Raw genomic sequence first — 18503 nt, 5'->3', positions numbered from 1 at the left:
CGCCAACCAAGCTGTCACAGCCCGAGAACTTGCATAGGTGGTGGACCACAAATCGGGTCAACTCCATCAGGCTCAAAGCCATACTTAAAGGCCGGACCACTCCTGTGGGGGCGGATCACCACGTGACTTCGGCCCTCCGCACGCCATCGCGTCGGAGCGCGGCCGGCGTCTCACCTGGTGATGGCAATCCTTCACGCCGAGCGTGGCTATCCCTCAATGCCCTTGCGGATCATGACTGCGCCGCGCCGGATGTGGCCCGGCGCGTTGTAACAATGCGATGGCTTGATGGAAGTCGCAGCGCGAATTCATTCGACCCCAAACGCGGTGACAGCCTTCTGATAGGTGGGCCGCGCCTGCATGCGTTTGCGGTGGGCCGCCAAGCCCGGAGGGACCTGCTGGCCCAGTGCTCCCTGCCACACACCGAGCGCCGTCGAGATGGCAAGGTCGGCCAGGCTAAGGCCGTCGCCCACGAGGTATTCCCGTTCGCCCAGCACACCCTCGACGTAACCCAGCACTTCAGTGACGCGCGCATGGCAGTATCCGTCGGTCCAGTTGGACTTGAGATCAGCAGGAGCGGCGAATTTCGTGCCCATCATCGGGTTCATCAGTCCGCCCAGTGACGCCTCGCTGGCAACGGTGAGCTGCAGCACCCGAGCCATGGCAGCCGGCTCAATCGGCAGCAGGGGCGTGGGACCATAGCGCTGGGTGATGTAGAGCATCTGAGCGACCGACTCTCCGACGGCGACGCCCCCCTCGTCTTCCAAGAACGGCAGGACACCCAGCGGGTGCTTGGCGCGGAACTCGGCCGGCACGGGAAAATTGAAGCCGACGGGATTGTAGGCCAACCCCATCTCCTCGCACTGCCAAGCCACGCGGATGCCGCGGACGCCGTGGTTGAAATTGTAGATGGTGATCACTCTTGGATCCTTGGTCGGTTCATAGTCCTGGCCCAAGGACGGGCCAGATCGACACAATCCGACAGATCGTGATCGTTATTTTTAGCTGCTTGCCTTTGCGTACCGTGTACCGCTTCCGGAAGTTCCAGCGCTACGGGGCCTCGGCTCAGGCCCTGCACGGCGCCATCGCGGAGATCGAGCGCCTTGCGGGCTGCCAAGATGCCCGCGCTGCCCTCCGGCCGCCCGCATTCAGGCCTGACGGCGTTCCGATCTGAGCAACATGTCCGCCGTCATAAGTTTGCCCCCATCCGCATCTCGCACGGTGACACTGCCCGCAAACGGAGCGTTCGGGCTGGAGGCTTGTGCATGGTCGGCCAGGGCACCGATCGCTCTCTCGCCAGCCTGCTTAAGGTCTGGAAGCTCGGTTCCGCAATCGTCTCGTATGGTCCGCCCTCCCGCGTAGAGATCGAAATAGTACCGCGGCATTGAGGCCCCCCTCGCTATGCGAGAGGCCTGCGCCTCTCAAGCGGAACCGGTACGGCGGAAACTCGCGGGAAGTTTCGGCCGCCGCACAGGAATGGGTGGCATCGCCGCCCGGTCCAGACATGACGAAGCCGGTGCGGTGGGGGCCGGCGGGCAACGCTGTTCAGTGCCGAGGTAGGCGATCGCCAATCGTAGGGGTCGAACGGGGCGAGGGTGTCTCGGAGCGCTTTTGTGACGGGCTCCCGCTGAAGAGCCGGTTCGCGATCAATCGCTCGGACAAACTGCCCTCGATCAGCCTGCAGATCACGGCTGAGGCCATCCAGCGGCTGCGCAAGCCGGACGTGCGTCGGGTTCACGGTGACAATGGAGGCAATCCCACAATTGGGCTGGGCCCGGCGTGGTTCTGGCGCTCGAGAATACCGGAATCCCGGTGGTGATGCTCGATCTTGTTTCGGACAAGCAGGACGGCTTTTGCTTCAGATCGAAGTCGCTGGCTCGGTCGTTCGTAGGCGTCAACACGTGCCAAATCAGCTGCGCCCCCCGCTCGCTACGATCGTGCCCATGAGATTGGGCACATCGTTCTCCACGCAGGTGTCACCCGACCTCAGAACGTGACCTTCTGCTGCACAAGCTGATCGAGCAGCAAGCGCACCGCTTTGCCGCCACCTTCCTGTTCTCTCGCGAGCCATTCCTCGCCGAGGCGGCATCTCCGAGCCTCGAGTTCTCCCGGCGTTTCAGATGAAACCCGCGCGCGCCGAAAAGTCGAGCTCTCTGCTGAATTCAAGGCTCCCCGAAGGCGTTCGAATCGCATCCTTTGGTGCCCCTGCAGTGACGCCTGAGCATTGACGCTCGTTAATTCCGCTAAGCCGCTTGCTACTCCACCAACGAACGGCCCCGCAAGCCGTGAGGCTGCGGGGCTGAGTGCACGGGCAGAAGCAGAGTGGCTCCGCCAACACGTGCTGAGGGGGAGAGAATCATTGTCGGTGAGGCCATGTCAGGTGGGCAGCACCCAACAGCGTCATCCTGCGCGCTCGCGGCAGACCTGACACCGTCGCAGGTGAGACGGGGCTGGAAATAAAAGTCCCCGCGAGCCTGGGCTGCGGGGGCTGAGTGCGCGTGCGATGTCAACGCGATAGGAGGCTCGCAGGCACCACCTCGGACCCTGTGCCAGCGGGCCGTGCCAGATTGATGGACCTGACCCAACGATCGTTGATCCGGCAGGCATCCCGCGCTTCTCCAAACGTGAAGCGCCAAACGCACAAGGAGCCCCGCGCTTGAGGCTGCGGGGTGGAGTGTAAGGGCAAGCTGGCCCCGTCAGCGACTTGAGGGGGAGTCAGGGGAGCCGACGGAGCCATGTCGGCCGTCGCGAGCCGACCACCCCACCATGCCACAACATGGATCGGGAAAACCGATCATAGGTCCGGTGCGGAGCGCACAAAGAAGCCGCCGCGGTGAACCGGGCGGACTGAAAGGCTTCCGAGTTGCTCTCCGGGACGTGACGCCATGCCATCCACGTCGATCGCGGTCGGCGAACCAGCCTTAGAAGCAGTTCGTGCGCGTTCCGTCAGTCGAGCCTGTGCAACTGACCGCGGAAAGGCGGCGCATTCGATAGGCTTGACGCCGATCGTCGACGCTCGCCCGGCATTGAAGATAGGCTTCATGTCCGGACCCAGCGCCTTGCGCTCGGCAAATCGCATCGTCCTTCGCAGCAAGATCGACCTCGGTCATGAAGAACTCGCCGCGCCCAGGCAGCGAGCTACAGCCCGCGAGCAGCGACACCGCGATGCACGCAACAACCCGGATCCACATCTCAGGAGCACTCCAACATCGATCGTGAAAACACGCACAGTTGAGTGTGTCGAGGGAATCGCTTGAGTATGGTTACGCGAGCGGACTGGGCGGGCAGACGGTGACGTCATCCCGCAGGAGGCAATCGGACGGACTGTTTCCGGCTCAGCCCACAGATCGCGGTCGACCGCCCAGAACGCGAGGCCGCTCATCAACCCCGGCAGGAAGGCCTGGCGCCCACGATGGCAGCAACGACCCCGCCGAACCGCTCGCCCTCGCTCAGCGCGCGCCCCGACAGTAGGGTGGCGCAGACGAACAGGATCAGCGCGAAGGCTGCGCAGGCGATGGCCGGGAGGAGCATGGACGCGCCGGAAACCGAAGGAATGTTGATTAGTCCCGCAGGCACGAAAGATGTATTTGCATTAGAACCAGACGGACTAATTCTTTTCTTGCCGCATCTCTGCGCTTTCAGGTGTTCCCATGATGACGCTTCGTGCCGTGTGCTTCGGTGTTGCGATCGGTCTCTGCGGCGGCGTCGCGGTCTCGGCTGAAGTCGATCAGATGGACGGCCTGACCGGATCTGCGCACCAAGAAACGGTCCTGAATCAGAAGCGCCCGGCTGGATTGCAGCCTTCGCCTGAAGCGAGACTGCCGGAATTGGGCGTGGCGGCAGATGCGTCACGACGTGGCCTGCTCGCTTCGACGATGGACAAGCCCTGGAATCCGCACATCTGCATCGGCTGCTGACGCGATCGCGCCGGCTCGGTCGCCCTCCTGGGCGCTGAGGTGCAGCGTGAGGGCGGTCGGGGTCGCCTGGAGCGTGACTTATCGGTTGGCCAGGAGCGTCACGAGCGAGGCCGGCAGAATGCGCGATCTCCGCACCACCCCCGCAACCGCGATGGTCTCGTCGGCGTTCAGCGTCAGGCCCGAGAGCCGGAAGCCGTCGTCGCGGGTGCCGGCGGCCTCGACCGTATGCATGATGACCGGGCCCGCCGGGTGTGCCCGGCCGTCCCTGCGGCGGGACGGCGAGCGGAGTGAGCGGTGCGCGCATTCATCACCTGCCAGCGGCAGAAGACGTGCGGCGCCTCGGGTAGGCTGTGCGCGAGGAACGGCGATGACCGACGACGGGCCGAGCGAGGACGACAACGTGATCCGGCTGGATTGGCGGCATCTGCCGTCGAGCGATCCGGTGGAGCGCGTCGCCCGCGCCCTGTGCCGGTATGCCGGCCACGATCCTGATCAGCCGGTGCCGACCGAGCGCGTCGAGCCGGTCCTGACCCCCGAAGGCGTGACGTTCGAGCGATCGGTCGATGAGCCTGCGTGGAAGGCCTACGCCGAGGAAGCGGGGCGTCTGGTGGCGGCGTTCGAAGCGTTCTCGCGCTCCTGAACCAGCGGCCTCCGCGCCGGAAACAGCCGGAAACCATAATCGCGCGGGCGTGATTGGCTGAGCTTGGCGGACGGACGTACCCAAGAAGCGGGGCCGCTTCAGCTTCCTCGCGGCTCCCAAAACCCTCCCACTGACGGCGGCCTGCCCCGGCCGCCGCTTTTCCTCAGGTCGGCACGCCGTTCAGGATGCGCAGCGCGCGGCCCTCATCCGCGACCGGGTCGAAAGCGGGATAGGCCGGCGCGCCCCCGGGGGCCCCCACGGTATCCGATACCTTATTTCTCGCTGCGAATGAGCTGCCGTGCGGCTATTGCACGGACGCCAGTCGCAGATGCAAAGCCCTGAGGCCTGCAACGCTAACCCGGTCGCGTCCCAAGCGCTTGGCTTCGTAGAGCGCCTTATCCGCTGCTGTGACGAGTGCCGCAGGATCGACCGCCGGTGTCATCGGGATCTGCGCCAAGCCGCAACTCACTGTGAGGACGCCATGGGGACTCGCCTCATGCGGAACCTTCCAACCAGCGACTGCGTCGCGGATGCGATCCGCGACGACCAGAGCTCCCTTGATGTCCGTATCCGGCAGGACGACGGCGAACTCCTCGCCACCGATCCGGCAAGCGATGTCGTGGCTGTCGTCGGTTGCCGCCTCGATCGATCGAGCGATCAGCTTCAGCGCTTCGTCACCCTGCTGGTGCCCGTAGCGGTCGTTGAAGCCCTTGAAGCAGTCAGCGTCGAGGATGAGCAGCGACAACGGCTGCTGTGAGCGCACGGAGCGCCGCCATTCCTGCCCCAGGACCTCGTCGAACCGTCGCCGATTGGCCAGGCCGGTGAGCGCATCCGTGGTGGCCAGTTGTGCCAGCTCAACGTTCAGTTCCGCCGTCGCCTCTTCGGCCCGGCGGCGCTGCGTCAACTCGCGCCCGAACAGCCAGGTCAGCAGCACCGTCACGCCGCAGAGGCAGAGCACGACGCTGCCGAGGCCGAGCGCCTTGCGCTGCCAGTCGGCGTAGATCTCTCCCGGCGGCACGGCCGCGCTGAGCTGCAGGGGATAGTCACCGATATGCGCGAAGGCGAAGTGGCGGTTGCCCTCACCCAGCATGGCCGGACCCACGAAGCTGCCGCTCTTGGCCTTCAGGATCTCTTGGTAGCTCTCGGTGTCAGCCACGCTGGTACCGATCTGGCGCGGATCGAACGGCTCGCGCATCGCCACCGTGCCACCAGGGCCGTACAGCGTCACGGTTCCTGCATGGTCGGCGCCGGCAGCGGTGAAGAGACCTCGGAAATAATCCAGGAAGATCGCGCCAGCGACGACACCGGCGAACGAGCCGTCCGGGTTCGAGATGCGGCGGCTGAGCATGATCACCCACTGTCCGCTCAGGCGTGAGATGGACGGGGGGCTGACGTGCAACTCGTCGTCAGCGTGCGTGGCGAAGTAGCGGAAATATTCGCGGTCAGCGCTGTTGAAGGCCGGCGGGATGGCCGATTGCGAGGAGGTGACGACGTTCCCGACTGCGTCGAGCACGACGATGCTGCCGTAGCCGAGCGCGGTGGCAGCACGGTCGAACAGAAGCATGTGACGAAGCTCGGGGCTGAGGTCGGCCACGTCCGGCCGCTTCATGCCGTCGACCACGGCCCGCAGCGAGAGATCGTAGAGTTCGATGTTGCGGGCGATGTCGCGCCCCAGAACCTGGATGAGGCTGTGGGAGGTGATCTCGCTGCGCCGAGCAGCGTCGAGGCGCATCTGCCAGAGCATGAAGCCCGACACGGCGCATAGACCAACCACGGCCAGGACGCTGAGAACGCTCAGCCACGCAGCGGAATGCGTCCACCGGAAGGTCGGCCTATGGGTTCTACGCGCAGGCATCGGGACAGATCTCGATCTCACCGATCTGCGTTGTAGTGCGCCAAATTGTTCAAAGCCTTGCTAAGTCGACTGTCCGCAATCGAATCCCGAGGTGAGGTAAACATTTACCATCGGGGATTTTGTCGAAAGCCTGGAGCTTGCCGCGAACTATGATTGGGGCCCGCCCAACGGGTCGCCCAGAGCTTTCCTGCGGAACATTGCGACCCACCGTCGCCGCCGTTGCTCAGGCCGGTCGTGCAGCATGCGACGGCGTTGGCAGAAGGCCGCGAGGTCGGCATCCGGGTTGTTCGGGGTGGCATGGTCCCGGTAGGCGGTCGCTAACACCATCTTCGATATCGGGACTCCGGCCACTTCCTCGGCGAACGGAAGCGCCCTGAGCGCCTGCCCCTGTCCATCGCGCCACGTGTCAGCAGCCGCGTCCCACCGGCGGCCATCACCGCGCTGTGGCACCTGCCGCATGCGGACGTCCGCATCCCTCAGGGCAATCCCCTGCCGTCCGGAACCGGATCACGGCCGAGAGCTGGGGCCAGTCGATGGCGTGGAAGAAGCGGTGCGCGCGCCGGATGTCATGGGGGCGCAGCGCGCTGCTCAGAGCCGGTATCGCTCGGCAAGTGCCAGCAGCCCTTGCGACAGCTCGGTAAGGTTGGCCGAAGCGGTCTCGACTTCGCGGGTGCCGGCGGCCGTCTGCTGGCTCGCCTGCCGGATGTTCTGCAACGCGCCCGTCACCTGCTCGATGCCGAGCTGCTGCTGGTTCGTCGAGGCGACAACCTGCTGGAAGGTCTGCGCGCTTTCTTCCACTCGCGAGGCCATCTCCTCGATCGTGCGCACAGTTGCGTCCGTCCGGGTCTTGCCGGTCGCAGCACGCTTGACCGCCTCCTCGGTCAGCATCACCGACGAGTTGATGCCCCGCTGGATCTCGCCCAGGATGGTGCGGACCTGGGCGGTGGCGCCCTTGGCCTGGTCGGCCAGCAGCTTCATCTCCGAGGCGACCACCGCGAAGCTGCGCCCGCCCTCGCCCGCCGCCGCGGCCTCGATGGCGGCGTTGAGCGCCAGGAGGTGGGTGCGCTCCGAGATGTCGTTCACCGTGGTGATGATCTCGCCGATGATCTGCGTCTTCTCGGAAAGCGCCACGATGTTGCCCGCAACCTGCTCGCCCTGCTCGCGGATCGCGTCCATCGCCTTGGCGGTATCGTTTGCCGCACGCAACCCCGCCCGCGCGGTTTGGGTGGTAGCTTGTGCTGTCGCGATGACCTCGTTGGCGCGCTTGATGGTTTGCACGCCCGAATGCGCGATCTCGTCCACCGTCGCGGCGGTCTCCTGCACGGCGGCGAACTGCTCCTCGACGCTGGCTGCCTGTTCCTGAGCCGCAGCGCGGATCTCGGCTGCCGCAGCGCTGAGATCGTTTGTGGCGGCCCGGTTGGTGCGGGCGAGGTCGGCGAGCCCCGCCACCATGCCGTTGAGGGTGCGCCCGAGGCGCCCGATCTCGTTGCTGCTCCGCGCATCGAGGGTTTGGGAAAGATTGCCTGAGCCGACCCTTTCGACGAAGGCCATCACGCCGAGGAGCGGCCGGACGATCAGGCGATTGATGGCGAGCCCGATCCCAGCGCAGATCAGGAGCGTCAGGAGGGTGCCGAGCCAAAGAGCGAGGTTCGCATTGCGCTCAGCATTCAGGAGACGCTCGTTCTGCGTCAGGCGGTTGCTCTCCTCCACGGTCTCGATGGCCGCCAGCTTCTGGCGGAAGGTGTCGAACAGTTGCTTGCCTGATCCGTCCGCCTCGACGCGGATCGCTTCTGGTCGAGTCGCCGGGTCAGCCGCTCCCCGAATGGCAGTTTCGGCGATGTCGGCCTGCCAGGTGCGAGCCGCCGCCACGGCATCGGCCAGCAGGTGCGACGCCTCGGTATCGGTGCCGACCAGTGCACTGAGACGATTGATCGCCCCATCCAGGGCCGGGCGCCCCGATTGGTAGGGTTCCAGGCTGCTCATGCGCCCGGTGATCAGGTAGCCACGCAGCCCGGTCTCCTGGTTGAGCATGGTGGTGCGGAGTTCACCGATGGTACGAATGACCTGGCTTGATCGACCGCGTGCTTCCGTAGCCTCACGGAGATGATTGAGAGTGACGAGAACCGCTCCGCCGCTGAGAACGGACACCACCGCAATGGCGCCAATGGCTCCGCCGAGCGAGCGATTGAGGCCAAATGAATTCGGCATGCGGGGTCTCTCCTGCTCAGACCTGCAGACAGCGCTGAGCAGCACGGTCAAGCGGGTCCTGCGCTTTAGCTGGACGCCTGTACCGGAGGCAAATCGTGGTGCCGGCGGTGCGTCCTTTCCTCAGCCCAAGCCCGCCCCTCCAGGCACCTTCCTCGGTTGCGCATGTCCCAGGGTTGCGAGATCGACGGCTGGTCGATAGCCACTTCCGCATCGAGGGGCGGCGATGTCCGATGAGACCAAGGAGTTGATGATGGTCATGATCGCGGGCATCGCCCTCGACAGGGCCATGGCTCACGAATTCTCCGAAGCGGCCGCGGCCTTCGAGACGAGAGGGGCGACGGATGCCGCCGCCATCTTGCGTTCACGCGCTCAGTATCATCGGGTCAAGGCGCTTGAACTACAGGGCAGGGTCGCGGCCTTGGCTGACGAATGCGATGGGTCAATCCCCGAGCTATTCGGCGCGGATCGATAAACAGTCTTTGGAAAGCCGGGCAATTTTCTCATTGCCCAGTACAAGGGCGAGTCCGGTCGACCTCCTTGACATCTCAGTACTGCACGGTCGCGCGCGCTCCAAGAACCACGGCATTCTTGGATCCCGTGCCCCATCGGATCGCGCCGGCCGGATCCCCGTCGAAGAGGCCGACCTGCAGCGAGACCTTGTCGTCCGGCGTGTCTTTGGCTCGGATCGCCGGCGTGGCGAGCGGGTAGGCCGGGCTCCTACGCAGGGCTGCCGACTTCGCGGCAGTTCGGAACAGCCTCTAGTCCTGCGAGGCGCCGGCATCGGCAACGGTCAGGCTGCCCGTCGCGCGCAGCAACTGCCTGCTCGCGGCCTGGGCGAGCATCTCGTAGCCGTCATCGGCCATGTGCAGGCCGTCCGCCGCGAAGAGCTGGGACCGGGTCAACCGACCATCCGCGATCCATCCCCGCATCAGGTCCGAGCGCCGGATGACCGGCACGTCCAGCGCCGCGCCGATGTCGCGCACGGCGTCACGGAAGCGGTAGGAGCCCGGCGTGGCGTCGAGCTTCGGGCACCATTGCGGCTCCATGAGTACGACCTCGATGCCGGCCTCCCGCATTCGCTCGATGCCGCGGATCGTCGCCTCGCGGAAATGATCGAGCGCGATGCCGCGCAACGGATCGTTGCTGCCGGTCTGCCAGATCACGAGCTGGGGCTGAGCCGCGAGCACGTCGCGGTCGAGGCGTCGCAGCATGTCGTCCACGTGCTCGCCGCCGATGCCGCGGTTCAGCACGGAGATGCCGCCGACGCGCTGCGGCAGGGCACGCCGCAGCGCGGCCTCCAGGCGGGCCGGATAGGCCGCGCGGGGTGAACTCGCACCGATGCCCTCCGTCGATGAGGAGCCGAACGCGACGATCCGCACCGGATCGCCCGAGGCGACGCGCTCCGCCAGGTGCGGAAGGCCGGATGCGCGGTCGGGCAGGGACTCGGGGACCGTGTATGCGGCGAGCGTGCGGCCGAGATCGGGCGGCAGGAAATTGGGCGGCAGGAGGTCGGCGTAGGCGAGGACGGCCGTCGAGGACAGGCTCAAGCCCGCCAGGAATGCGGCGCCGCAGGCCGCCCGGCGCCAGCCGCGGCCGAGGGCGAGCAGAACCTTGGCACGACCATCTTGGACGGTTCGCAGCATCGTCGAGCTTCCGAAGCAAGAGCCGACCGATCGCACCCTGAGCTGCGGCGTCGGCTGCGCGCGCATCAAGGTCTCGCGGGCTCGCATCGGAGGAGGCGCAGGCGCTGCGCTGCTCGAAGGAGGCGCGGAGGGGTTCAGGTTTGCAGGGTTGCAGACGACCGGCTTGGTCTCAGCCGCCGCGTTGCGTTGGCTGTTCTCGACAACACTGTCGAATCACTGCTGCTGCGATGCGTGGTGTGTATGCGAAAGCCTGCCAATTCGCAATCAGATTTTGCACGATAGATCAGCTCGGCAGGAAGAAACCCGTAATAGACAAGCTTCGTGCCGTCGCTCGCGTCCTCCGGCGACCCGGCATCTGGAATGAGTGCTCCAGCAGGGCTTCGCCCTGACTTCCGCTCAAGGTTCGGCGTTCCCTGAAGACTTCAGCCCGACAGTCTTCGATCGCGATGGCCGGACGCAATCTGCTCCGCACAGCATCCGCCCGGAGAGAGCCCGCTGACGTCAACGCCGCCTATCGCATCTTGGCGGCGGTCAACAGCACGATCAGCGCGGTTTCGATGCCCTTGACGCTCGGTGCTTTGTCCACGTCGGTCCATTCCCCGAGGCTGTGATAGCCGCTGCCATTGCCTCCGGCCGCGATGGTGATCGCCGGAATGCCCAGGCTGATCGGGATGTTCGCGTCGGTGCTGGTGGTCCTGTAGCTCGGGGTGAGGCCGCTCCTGCGCATCACGGCGCTGGCGATCTCGACCAGGGGTTGCTCGACGGCGGTGAGGCCGGAGGGCCTGTCGCCGATGAGCTTCAGGTCGACGGTGATCGGCCCGTCCTTGGTCGAGCGCCGGGCGTTCTCTTCGGCCGCCCCGGTCAGCATCGCCGACTTGAAGTCCTCCGTCAGGGCATCGAGCCTGTCCGGCGATGCGGATCGCATGTCGATGTCCATCCAGGTCTCGAACGGGATCGCGTTGACCGACGTGCCGCCGCCCAGGACGCCGACATTGAAGGTCGTCTTGGGGTCGGCCGGGACCTTGATCTCCGAGAACGTCCGGATCGCGCTGCCCATCGCGAAGGCCGGGTTGACGAGGCCGAAGGCCTGGAAGCTGTGCCCGCCCGGCCCCTTGAACGTGACCCGGTAGCGCTTGCTGCCCAGCGCGCCGTTGTTGATCTTGTCGTCGTCGTTGCCCTCGGTCGACAGGATATCCAGCGAGATGAAGGCCTTGATCCGGTCCTTGTAGGCGCCCTTGGTGAAGAGGTGCTTCACCCCGCGCAGGTCGCCGAGCCCTTCCTCGCCGACGGTCGCGACGAACAGGATGTCGCTCTCGGTCTGAATCTCGGCCGCATCGAGGGCCCGCACCATCGCGAGCAGGATGGCCAGGTAGCGCGAGGCATCGCCCACGCCCGGCGCATGCAGCTTGGTGCCTTCGCGCCGCACCTTGACGTTCGTACCCTCCGGAAACACGGTATCGAGGTGCGACGAGATCACGAGCAGCGGGCCGTTGCCGCTGCCCCTGCGCAGCCCGACCACGTTCCCTTCCTCGTCGATCGCGGCGTCCCGGATCCCGCTCTCCTTCAGCATCCCCAGGAACGCCTGTGCGCGTGCGGCCTCGTGGAACGGTGGGGCGGGGATCTCCGTCAGGGTGACGATCTCCTCGACGAGGCGGTCGTACCCCTCGCCGACATGCCGCACCGCCGCCCTGACACGGTCACTCGACGCGACCCTGTCGACGGCCGACGTCACGTCGGTCCGCGACGCGGCCGGGGCCTGGGCAGCCGCCGGGCCGACCAGCAGGGCAGCCCACACCGCCATCGAAGAGAGGCCGTTCTTCATCGCGTCACGTCTCCATCGCCGGCACGACCCTGGCCGGTCGAGAGCGGCCGCGCCGGTCCAGCTGCCGACGATCGGCATAACACGCCTGCGGACGCCCGAACTGCAACCTGTCCATGTGATCAGCATAAACCACACCTCGCGCGGCGCGGTTTACGGCGCTCGCGCTGCGACGCGACTTGGGAGCTCCGGGCACGCGGACCGCTTCGGATCGACGGACGATCCGGGTCATCGATTCGGGAGACCGGCCGTCGCGGTGCCCATCAGGGGCGGCACCGGTGTCCTGCATGGCGCCGACGCGGCCAGCCCGGACGACATCGAATGGTGGGCAAGCCCCCAACGAGTGCCATGCGCACGGTCCAGACGGTCGCGTCCGGCGGGAAAGCGGGCGTCCGGCAGGTTCTCTGTGGGGCGTTGGCCGACGGGTTGTTGTCAGAGGTCGGTGGCCCGGCTCATCGTGCGTGCGATGCGCCCACCCGTTCCGCTCTCCGCCGTCCGCACGTTCGAGGCCGCAGCACGGCGGCGCTCGTTCAAGGCGGCTGCGAGTGAGCTGAACCTGACGGCAAGCGCCGTCAGTCACGCCGTGCGCAAGCTCGAACAGGCCCTCGGCGTCGCCCTGTTCGAGCGCGAGGGCAACAGGATCGGCCTGACCGCGGCCGGCGAGGCGCTGCTCGATCATGTCAGCCGGGCCTTCGAGGAGATGAGCCGGGGCTTCGATCTCGTCGCGACCCGAGCGCCCCAGCTCCTGCGGCTTCACTGCGCGCCGAGCTTTGCGGCGCAATGGCTGACGCCGAAACTCACCCGCTTCTTCGCCGAGCATCCGGGCGTCGAGGTGAGACTGGCCGCCGGCATGGATTACGCGCGGTTCATCACCGACGAGTTCGACGCCGACATCGTCTACGGGCCGCCGCGCGGCGAGGGGCTCATCGTCATGCCGCTGGGGCATGAGACCGTCACCCCGCTGTGCAATCCGGAGCGTGCGGCGCGCATCAAGGCGCCGGCGGATCTGTTCGAGCACGCGCTGATCCAGAGCGACAACAAGCTCGTGCGATGGCCGCTCTGGTTCGAGCGCAACAACCTGCCCGCCGCGCCCCTGGCCGGGCTCCGGTTCGATCGCAGCTTCCTGGCGATCTCGGCGGCGGCGGACGGCCTCGGCGTCGCGTTGGAATCGACCCTGCTGGCGGAGCGCGAACTGGCGAGCGGCCGGCTGGTCGCGCCGCTGGCGGACCGCGCCACGAACGTGCGCTACAACGGTCATCACCTGGTCTTCCCGGCGGTGGCCCGGCGGCGGATGCCGCTGCGCGTCTTCGCGCGCTGGCTCGCGGCGGAGCTCGGCACGGATCTTCCCGCCGAGATTGCGTGAATTCATCGAGTCTCGCCCGAGGCGCGAAAAATCTGGGCGCGAGATGAATCGGATTCATCGACCTCTGAAATATGCGCGTTTGCCCGCATGGCGAGAACGCGGCACCTTCCCGGGCAACGAGATGAGAGGAAACGACCCGACCCCCGCCCGGCCCCTGGCCTGTTCGCGGACGGTTGAAGGGGCATCACGCCGGGGCTGAGGCAGCGCCCGGCGCCTGAGCCGAATCTCCCATCTCGGATTGAGCGGAATCCCGGAACGGCCATGCGCCGCGGGCCGCAGGGAGACAGCCATGCTTCTGAAGGACAGAATCTGTGTGATCACCGGCGCGGCCTCCGCGCGCGGCATCGGCAAGGCAACGGCGCGGTCGTTCGCCGAACAGGGCGGCCGCGTGGTCATCCTCGATCTGGACGTCGGTCAGGCGGAGGCGGCCGCCCGCGACCTCGGGGCCGGCCATCTCGGCCTCGCCTGCGACGTCACCGACAAGGCGGCCTGCCGGGCCGCGGCCGAGGAGGTGCTCGGGCATCTCGGGCGTGTCGACGTCCTCGTGAACAACGCCGGCATCACGCAGCCCCTGAAGCTGATGGAGATCGAGGCGGCCCATTACGAGGCCGTCACCGACGTGAGCCTACGCGGTACCCTCTACATGAGCCAGGCGGTGATCCCGGCGATGCGTGCGCAGCGCTCCGGCTCGATCGTGTGCATGTCCTCCGTCTCGGCCCAGCGCGGCGGAGGCATCTTCGGAGGCCCGCATTACAGCGCCGCCAAGGCCGGCGTCCTCGGTCTCGCGAAGGCGATGGCCCGCGAACTCGGAGCGGACGGCATCCGGGTGAACTCCGTCACGCCCGGCCTCATCCAGACCGACATCACGGGCGGCAAGCTCACGGACGAACTTCGGGCGGAGATCGCCAAGGGCATCCCGCTCGGGCGTCTCGGCGTGGCGGACGACGTGGCCAAGGCCTGCCTCTTCCTCGCCAGCGACCTGTCGGCCTACGTCACCGGCGCGGTGATCGACGTCAACGGCGGCATGCTGATCCACTGAACGGATCGCGCTCACGAGGAGGACGACACCATGCAGACCCACCAGGAATTGCGGCCGCGGGAGCGGTCGAACGTCTCCCTGGCTGACCGAGCCTACCGGATCCGCCGCCACGCCCTGCTGATGGGCGAGGTCCAGGGCCAGGGCTACATCGCGCAGGCGCTCGGCATCGCGGACGTTCTCGCGGTCAGCTACTTCCACGCCCTGACCTACCGCCCCGAGGATCCGGAATGGGAGGGGCGCGACCGGTTCCTGCTCTCGATCGGGCACTACGCCATCGCGCTCTACGCCGCGTTGATCGAGGCCGGGATCATCCCCGAGGACGAGCTGACGAGCTATGGCGGCGACGACAGCCGCCTGCCGATGTCCGGCATGGCCGCCTACACGCCCGGCATGGAGATCACCGGGGGATCGCTCGGCCACGGCCTCGGGATCGCGGTCGGCAGGGCCCTCGGGCTCAAGCGCAAGGGCGCCAAGTCCTTCGTCTACAACCTGTTCTCCGACGGCGAGCTCGACGAGGGCTCGACCTGGGAGGCCGCCATGTCGGCCTCGGCGTTCAAGCTCGACAACCTGATCGGCATCGTCGACGTCAACGGCATGCAGGCCGACGGCCCCTCGCGCGGCGTCCTCAACTTCGAGCCGCTGGCGCCGAAATTCGAGGCCTTCGGCTGGTTCGTCCAGCGCGTCGACGGCAACGACCTCGAGGCCCTGGTCGCGGCCTTCGATGCCGCCCGCAACCACGAGGGGCAGTGCCCCCGCATCGTGATCTGCGACACCAAGATGGCCAAGGGGGTGCCGTTCCTCGAGGAGCGCGAGCGCAATCACTTCCTTCGCGTCGAGGCAGCCGAGTGGCGCGAGGCTCTGACGGTTCTGGACGAGGGGAGGGTGCAATGAGGCGTTCGAAGTACGAGAGACCTGTCCGTCCGGAGGGGACGGGGGCCGGCCCGAAAACCTCGGCGATGATCGCCTCGCTGGCGGCTCCCGGCCAGCGCACCAAGTCGGCGCCCTTTGGCCATGCCCTGGCCAGCCTTGCTCAGACCCGTCCCGATATCGTCGGGCTGAGCGCCGACCTGAGCAAGTACACCGACCTGCACATCTTCGCGCAGGCGCATCCCGACCGGTTCTACCAGATGGGGATGGCCGAGCAGCTCCTGATGAGCGCGGCCGCCGGCCTGGCGCGGGAGGGGTTCGTTCCCTTCGCGACCACCTACGCGGTGTTCGCGGCGAGGCGGGCCTACGACTTCATCTGCCTCGCGATCGCGGAGGAGAACCTCAACGTCAAGATCGCCTGCGCCCTGCCGGGCCTGACGACGGGCTACGGTCCGAGCCACCAGGCGACCGAGGACGTGGCGATCTTCCGCGGCATGCCCAACCTGACGATCATCGATGCCTGCGACGCGCACGAGATCGAGCAGGTGGTTCCGGCCATGGTCGCGCATCAGGGGCCGGTCTACCTGCGGCTCCTGCGCGGGAACGTGCCCCTTGTCCTCGATGAGTACGGCTACACATTCGAGCTCGGCAAGGCGAAGACCATCCGCGACGGCCGCGACGTGCTGATCATCTCCACCGGGTTGATGACGATGCGGGCCCTCGAGGTCGCGCAGGCCCTCGAGGAGGACCGCGTCGACGTGGCGGTCCTGCATGTGCCGACGATCAAGCCCCTCGACGAGGCCACGATCCTGCGGGAGGCCGGCCGCGGCGGCCGTCTCGTGGTGGTGGCCGAGAACCACTCGGTCATCGGTGGCCTCGGCGAAGCCGTGGCCGGCCTGCTTCTTCGGAACGGGACCGTGCCTCCGGGCTTCCGGCAGGTCGGCCTGCCCGACGAGTTCCTCGACGCCGGCGCCCTGCCGACCCTGCACGACCGGTATGGGATCTCGACGGAGGCCATGGCGCGAAGGCTCCGGGAATGGCTCTGAGCGCGCGCACGCACCGCCCGGGCGTCGCCTTCGTGGGGCTCGGCTCGATGGGGCTGCCGATGGCGCGCCATCTCGTCGCCGCGGGCTTTCCGGTGCGCGGCCACGACCTGCGGCCGGAGGCGCGCGCCGCCCTCGCCGCAACCGGTGCGGAGACCCCCGGGTCGCTCCCGGCGGCGGCGAGAGGCGCCGAAGCGATCGTCCTGATGGTCGTCAACGCGGAGCAGGCCGAGACGGCCCTGCTCCGGGACGGCGCGCTCGCGGCTCTCGCGCCGGACGCGGTCGTGATCCTGATGGCGACCTGCCCGCCGGCGGCGGTCGAGGCCCTGGCCGGCCACGTGGAGCGGGCGGGCCGGCGCTTCGTCGATGCGCCCGTCTCCGGGGGCGTCGTCGGGGCGGAGGCGGCACGGCTCACCATCATGGCGGCTGCCCCCGCCGAGACCCTCGCGGCGGTCCGTCCCATCCTCGACGCCCTCGGCGACAAGGTCTTCCATGTCGGCAGCCGGCCCGGCCAGGGCGCGACCGCGAAGGCGGTCAACCAGCTCCTGTGCGGGGTCCACATCGCCGCCAGCGCCGAGGCTCTGAGCCTCGCCGAGCGTGTCGGCGTCGACCGCGGGGCGATGCTGGAGATCCTGTCCGGCTCCTCGGCGTCGAGCTGGATGCTGCGCGACCGCGGTCCCCGGATGCTGGAGGCCGAGCCGCCGGTCACGAGCGCCGTCGACATCTTCGTCAAGGATCTCGGCATCGTGCTGGAGGCCGGCCGCGGGGCGAAGGCGGCGCTGCCGCTCGCCGCGCTCGCCCACCAGCTCTTCCTCGCGACCTCGGGTCGCGGGGACGGGGCCTGCGACGACAGCCAGGTCGTGCGCGCCTACCGCGCCCTCAACGGGGCGCCCCCCGTGCGGGACGCGGTGCGCGCCGACGGATCGGGAGTGCCCGGGTAGGAACGCGATCTTCGCGAATGCCGGCGAAGCCCTCGCGGCGACCGGGTGCAAGCGGGGCGAGGCCACGAACCAGAACAGCCCGGATCCACGAGACCGAAAACGGCCGGGATCGGGTCACGCGTCGAGACAATCAGGGAGAGAAACCATGCGCGACACGAATCTCAGCCGCCGAACCCTCCTGGCCGGTGCCGCCGCCGTGCCCCTCTGCGGCATCCTCAGCCGCCGCGGTTCCGCGGCCGAGTTCTCCTACAAGCTCGCGACGGGCCAGGATCCGACCCATCCGATCAACCTGCGGGCTCAGCAGGCCCTCGACCGCATCCGCGAGGCGACGGGCGGGCGATTGGAGATCCGGCTCTTCCCGGCCAACCAGCTCGGTTCGGACACGGACCTCCTGGCCCAGGTCCGCAACGGCAGCGTGGAGTTCTTCAACCTCGCGACCTCGATCCTCGCGACCTACGTGCCGGCCGCGAGCCTTCCCAACACCGGGTTCGCCTTCAAGGACTACGACGCGGTCTGGTCCGCCATGGATGGCGACCTCGGCACCTACGTGCGCGGGGAGATCGCCAAGACCCCGATCCTCACCGTCTCGAAGGTCTGGGACAACGGCTTCCGGCAGATCACCTCCTCGACGCGCGAGATCCGCACCCCCGCCGACCTCAAGGGGTTCAAGATCCGGGTCCCCCCGGCCCCGATGCTGACCTCACTCTTCAAGGCGCTCGACGCGGGCGCGGCGCCGATCAATTTCAACGAGCTGTACTCCGCCCTGCAGACGAAGGTGGTCGAGGGCCAGGAGAACCCGCTGGCGATCATCGCCACCACGCGCCTCTACGAGGTGCAGAAATCCTGCAGCATGACCGGCCACGTCTGGGACGGATACTGGATCCTCGGCAACAAGCGGGCGTGGCAGCGCCTGCCGCAGGACCTGCGCGACGTCGTCTCGCGCGAGCTCGACCGCTCGGCGGACGATCAGCGCCGCGACATCGTCGCGCTGAGCAGCTCGCTCCGTACCACGATGTCGGAGAAGGGCATCACCTTCGTCGACGTCGACCGCGAGGCCTTCCGCGACGCCCTCGGCAAGACGAGCTTCTACAAGGATTGGAAGGCCAAATACGGCGACGCCGCCTGGGGCCACCTCGAAGCCGTGTCCGGCAAGCTCGCGTGAGGAGGCGTC

Annotated in this window: 17 protein-coding genes; 9 read left to right on the top strand and 8 right to left on the bottom strand. The window is 67.4% G+C overall.

The genetic code is table 11. The features are described 5' to 3' along the window. Window positions 1-305: 305 nt before the first annotated feature. The 3 genes from F6X51_RS24130 to F6X51_RS28175 all read right to left on the bottom strand — a co-directional run bounded on the left by F6X51_RS24130 (window position 306) and on the right by F6X51_RS28175 (window position 3528). Entirely contained in the window at window positions 306-917 is a 612-nt protein-coding gene (locus F6X51_RS24130) for a glutathione S-transferase family protein (protein ID WP_150966274.1), read from the bottom strand. Between the two features lie 228 nt (window positions 918-1145). Further along, a complete protein-coding gene (locus F6X51_RS29095; RefSeq protein WP_407658673.1) occupies window positions 1146-1382 on the bottom strand; it encodes a DUF6894 family protein in 237 nt (78 codons plus the stop codon). 1996 nt (window positions 1383-3378) lie between these two features. Next, entirely contained in the window at window positions 3379-3528 is a 150-nt protein-coding gene (locus F6X51_RS28175) for a hypothetical protein (protein WP_191970243.1), read from the bottom strand. A 119-nt stretch (window positions 3529-3647) separates the two neighbouring features. Here F6X51_RS28175 and F6X51_RS24120 point away from each other — a divergent pair, with 119 nt between their 5' ends. Next, window positions 3648-3914, top strand: coding sequence for a hypothetical protein (locus F6X51_RS24120; RefSeq protein ID WP_150966272.1), 267 nt, complete (start codon window positions 3648-3650; stop codon window positions 3912-3914). A 78-nt stretch (window positions 3915-3992) separates the two neighbouring features. On the opposite strand, the gene F6X51_RS28170 is transcribed toward F6X51_RS24120, so the two are convergent. Then, window positions 3993-4145: a hypothetical protein gene (locus F6X51_RS28170; RefSeq protein WP_191970242.1), complete on the bottom strand. Its 153-nt coding sequence runs from the start codon at window positions 4143-4145 to the stop codon at window positions 3993-3995. A gap of 136 nt (window positions 4146-4281) precedes the next feature. Here F6X51_RS28170 and F6X51_RS24115 point away from each other — a divergent pair, with 136 nt between their 5' ends. Further along, complete coding sequence (locus F6X51_RS24115; RefSeq protein WP_150966270.1) at window positions 4282-4554, top strand: hypothetical protein; 273 nt, start codon at window positions 4282-4284, stop codon at window positions 4552-4554. A 304-nt stretch (window positions 4555-4858) separates the two neighbouring features. On the opposite strand, the gene F6X51_RS24110 is transcribed toward F6X51_RS24115, so the two are convergent. Next, window positions 4859-6298 carry a GGDEF domain-containing protein gene (locus F6X51_RS24110; protein ID WP_210250339.1) on the bottom strand — a complete coding sequence of 480 codons (1440 nt, stop codon included), beginning with the start codon at window positions 6296-6298 and terminating at the stop codon, window positions 4859-4861. 699 nt (window positions 6299-6997) lie between these two features. Continuing rightward, complete coding sequence (locus F6X51_RS24100) at window positions 6998-8617, bottom strand: methyl-accepting chemotaxis protein (RefSeq protein ID WP_150966266.1); 1620 nt, start codon at window positions 8615-8617, stop codon at window positions 6998-7000. Between the two features lie 223 nt (window positions 8618-8840). On the opposite strand from F6X51_RS24100, the gene F6X51_RS24095 reads away from it, so the two are divergent. After that, complete coding sequence (locus F6X51_RS24095; RefSeq protein ID WP_150966264.1) at window positions 8841-9089, top strand: hypothetical protein; 249 nt, start codon at window positions 8841-8843, stop codon at window positions 9087-9089. 286 nt (window positions 9090-9375) lie between these two features. Here F6X51_RS24095 and F6X51_RS24085 read toward each other — a convergent pair whose 3' ends face one another. After that, window positions 9376-10260 (bottom strand): SGNH/GDSL hydrolase family protein, encoded by an 885-nt coding sequence (locus tag F6X51_RS24085; RefSeq protein WP_150966262.1) that lies wholly within the window; start codon window positions 10258-10260, stop codon window positions 9376-9378. A gap of 511 nt (window positions 10261-10771) precedes the next feature. Then, window positions 10772-12082 (bottom strand): M20/M25/M40 family metallo-hydrolase, encoded by a 1311-nt coding sequence (locus tag F6X51_RS24080; protein ID WP_210250338.1) that lies wholly within the window; start codon window positions 12080-12082, stop codon window positions 10772-10774. Window positions 12083-12545: 463 nt separating this feature from the next. Here F6X51_RS24080 and F6X51_RS24075 point away from each other — a divergent pair, with 463 nt between their 5' ends. The 6 genes from F6X51_RS24075 to F6X51_RS24050 all read left to right on the top strand — a co-directional run bounded on the left by F6X51_RS24075 (window position 12546) and on the right by F6X51_RS24050 (window position 18494). Continuing rightward, the gene (locus F6X51_RS24075; RefSeq protein ID WP_150966278.1) at window positions 12546-13442 is read left to right on the top strand and encodes a LysR substrate-binding domain-containing protein; all 897 of its coding nucleotides are present in this window, start codon (window positions 12546-12548) and stop codon (window positions 13440-13442) included. Between the two features lie 289 nt (window positions 13443-13731). Further along, on the top strand, window positions 13732-14481 hold the full coding sequence (locus tag F6X51_RS24070; protein ID WP_150966260.1) for an SDR family NAD(P)-dependent oxidoreductase: 750 nt from the start codon (window positions 13732-13734) through the stop codon (window positions 14479-14481). A gap of 30 nt (window positions 14482-14511) precedes the next feature. Then, a complete protein-coding gene (locus F6X51_RS24065; protein WP_150966258.1) occupies window positions 14512-15372 on the top strand; it encodes a transketolase in 861 nt (286 codons plus the stop codon). Beyond that, complete coding sequence (locus F6X51_RS24060) at window positions 15369-16394, top strand: transketolase family protein (protein WP_150966256.1); 1026 nt, start codon at window positions 15369-15371, stop codon at window positions 16392-16394. Before F6X51_RS24065 ends, F6X51_RS24060 begins: the two co-directional genes overlap by 4 nt. Next, complete coding sequence (locus F6X51_RS24055; protein ID WP_150966254.1) at window positions 16385-17332, top strand: NAD(P)-dependent oxidoreductase; 948 nt, start codon at window positions 16385-16387, stop codon at window positions 17330-17332. The genes F6X51_RS24060 and F6X51_RS24055 overlap by 10 nt, the downstream gene beginning before the upstream one ends. A gap of 145 nt (window positions 17333-17477) precedes the next feature. Beyond that, window positions 17478-18494 carry a TRAP transporter substrate-binding protein gene (locus F6X51_RS24050; protein ID WP_150966252.1) on the top strand — a complete coding sequence of 339 codons (1017 nt, stop codon included), beginning with the start codon at window positions 17478-17480 and terminating at the stop codon, window positions 18492-18494. Window positions 18495-18503 lie beyond the last annotated feature (9 nt).

It is taken from the genome of Methylobacterium planeticum (assembly GCF_008806345.1).
GTDB classification, from domain to species: domain Bacteria; phylum Pseudomonadota; class Alphaproteobacteria; order Rhizobiales; family Beijerinckiaceae; genus Methylobacterium; species Methylobacterium planeticum.
This window is presented reverse-complemented; position numbering and strand designations above follow the sequence as displayed.

Excerpts from the sequence above, each read along its gene's own strand:
- F6X51_RS29095 (WP_407658673.1), bottom strand. The coding sequence starts at position 1,382 with ATGCCGCGGTACTATTTCGATCTCTACGCGGGAGGGCGGACCATACGA.
- F6X51_RS28175 (WP_191970243.1), bottom strand. The coding sequence starts at position 3,528 with ATGCTCCTCCCGGCCATCGCCTGCGCAGCCTTCGCGCTGATCCTGTTC.
- F6X51_RS24120 (WP_150966272.1), top strand. The coding sequence starts at position 3,648 with ATGATGACGCTTCGTGCCGTGTGCTTCGGTGTTGCGATCGGTCTCTGC.
- F6X51_RS28170 (WP_191970242.1), bottom strand. The coding sequence starts at position 4,145 with ATGCATACGGTCGAGGCCGCCGGCACCCGCGACGACGGCTTCCGGCTC.
- F6X51_RS24115 (WP_150966270.1), top strand. The coding sequence starts at position 4,282 with ATGACCGACGACGGGCCGAGCGAGGACGACAACGTGATCCGGCTGGAT.
- F6X51_RS24110 (WP_210250339.1), bottom strand. The coding sequence starts at position 6,298 with ATGCTCTGGCAGATGCGCCTCGACGCTGCTCGGCGCAGCGAGATCACC.
- F6X51_RS24100 (WP_150966266.1), bottom strand. The coding sequence starts at position 8,617 with ATGCCGAATTCATTTGGCCTCAATCGCTCGCTCGGCGGAGCCATTGGC.
- F6X51_RS24095 (WP_150966264.1), top strand. The coding sequence starts at position 8,841 with ATGTCCGATGAGACCAAGGAGTTGATGATGGTCATGATCGCGGGCATC.
- F6X51_RS24085 (WP_150966262.1), bottom strand. The coding sequence starts at position 10,260 with ATGCTGCGAACCGTCCAAGATGGTCGTGCCAAGGTTCTGCTCGCCCTC.
- F6X51_RS24080 (WP_210250338.1), bottom strand. The coding sequence starts at position 12,082 with ATGAAGAACGGCCTCTCTTCGATGGCGGTGTGGGCTGCCCTGCTGGTC.
- F6X51_RS24075 (WP_150966278.1), top strand. The coding sequence starts at position 12,546 with ATGCGCCCACCCGTTCCGCTCTCCGCCGTCCGCACGTTCGAGGCCGCA.
- F6X51_RS24070 (WP_150966260.1), top strand. The coding sequence starts at position 13,732 with ATGCTTCTGAAGGACAGAATCTGTGTGATCACCGGCGCGGCCTCCGCG.
- F6X51_RS24065 (WP_150966258.1), top strand. The coding sequence starts at position 14,512 with ATGCAGACCCACCAGGAATTGCGGCCGCGGGAGCGGTCGAACGTCTCC.
- F6X51_RS24060 (WP_150966256.1), top strand. The coding sequence starts at position 15,369 with ATGAGGCGTTCGAAGTACGAGAGACCTGTCCGTCCGGAGGGGACGGGG.
- F6X51_RS24055 (WP_150966254.1), top strand. The coding sequence starts at position 16,385 with ATGGCTCTGAGCGCGCGCACGCACCGCCCGGGCGTCGCCTTCGTGGGG.
- F6X51_RS24050 (WP_150966252.1), top strand. The coding sequence starts at position 17,478 with ATGCGCGACACGAATCTCAGCCGCCGAACCCTCCTGGCCGGTGCCGCC.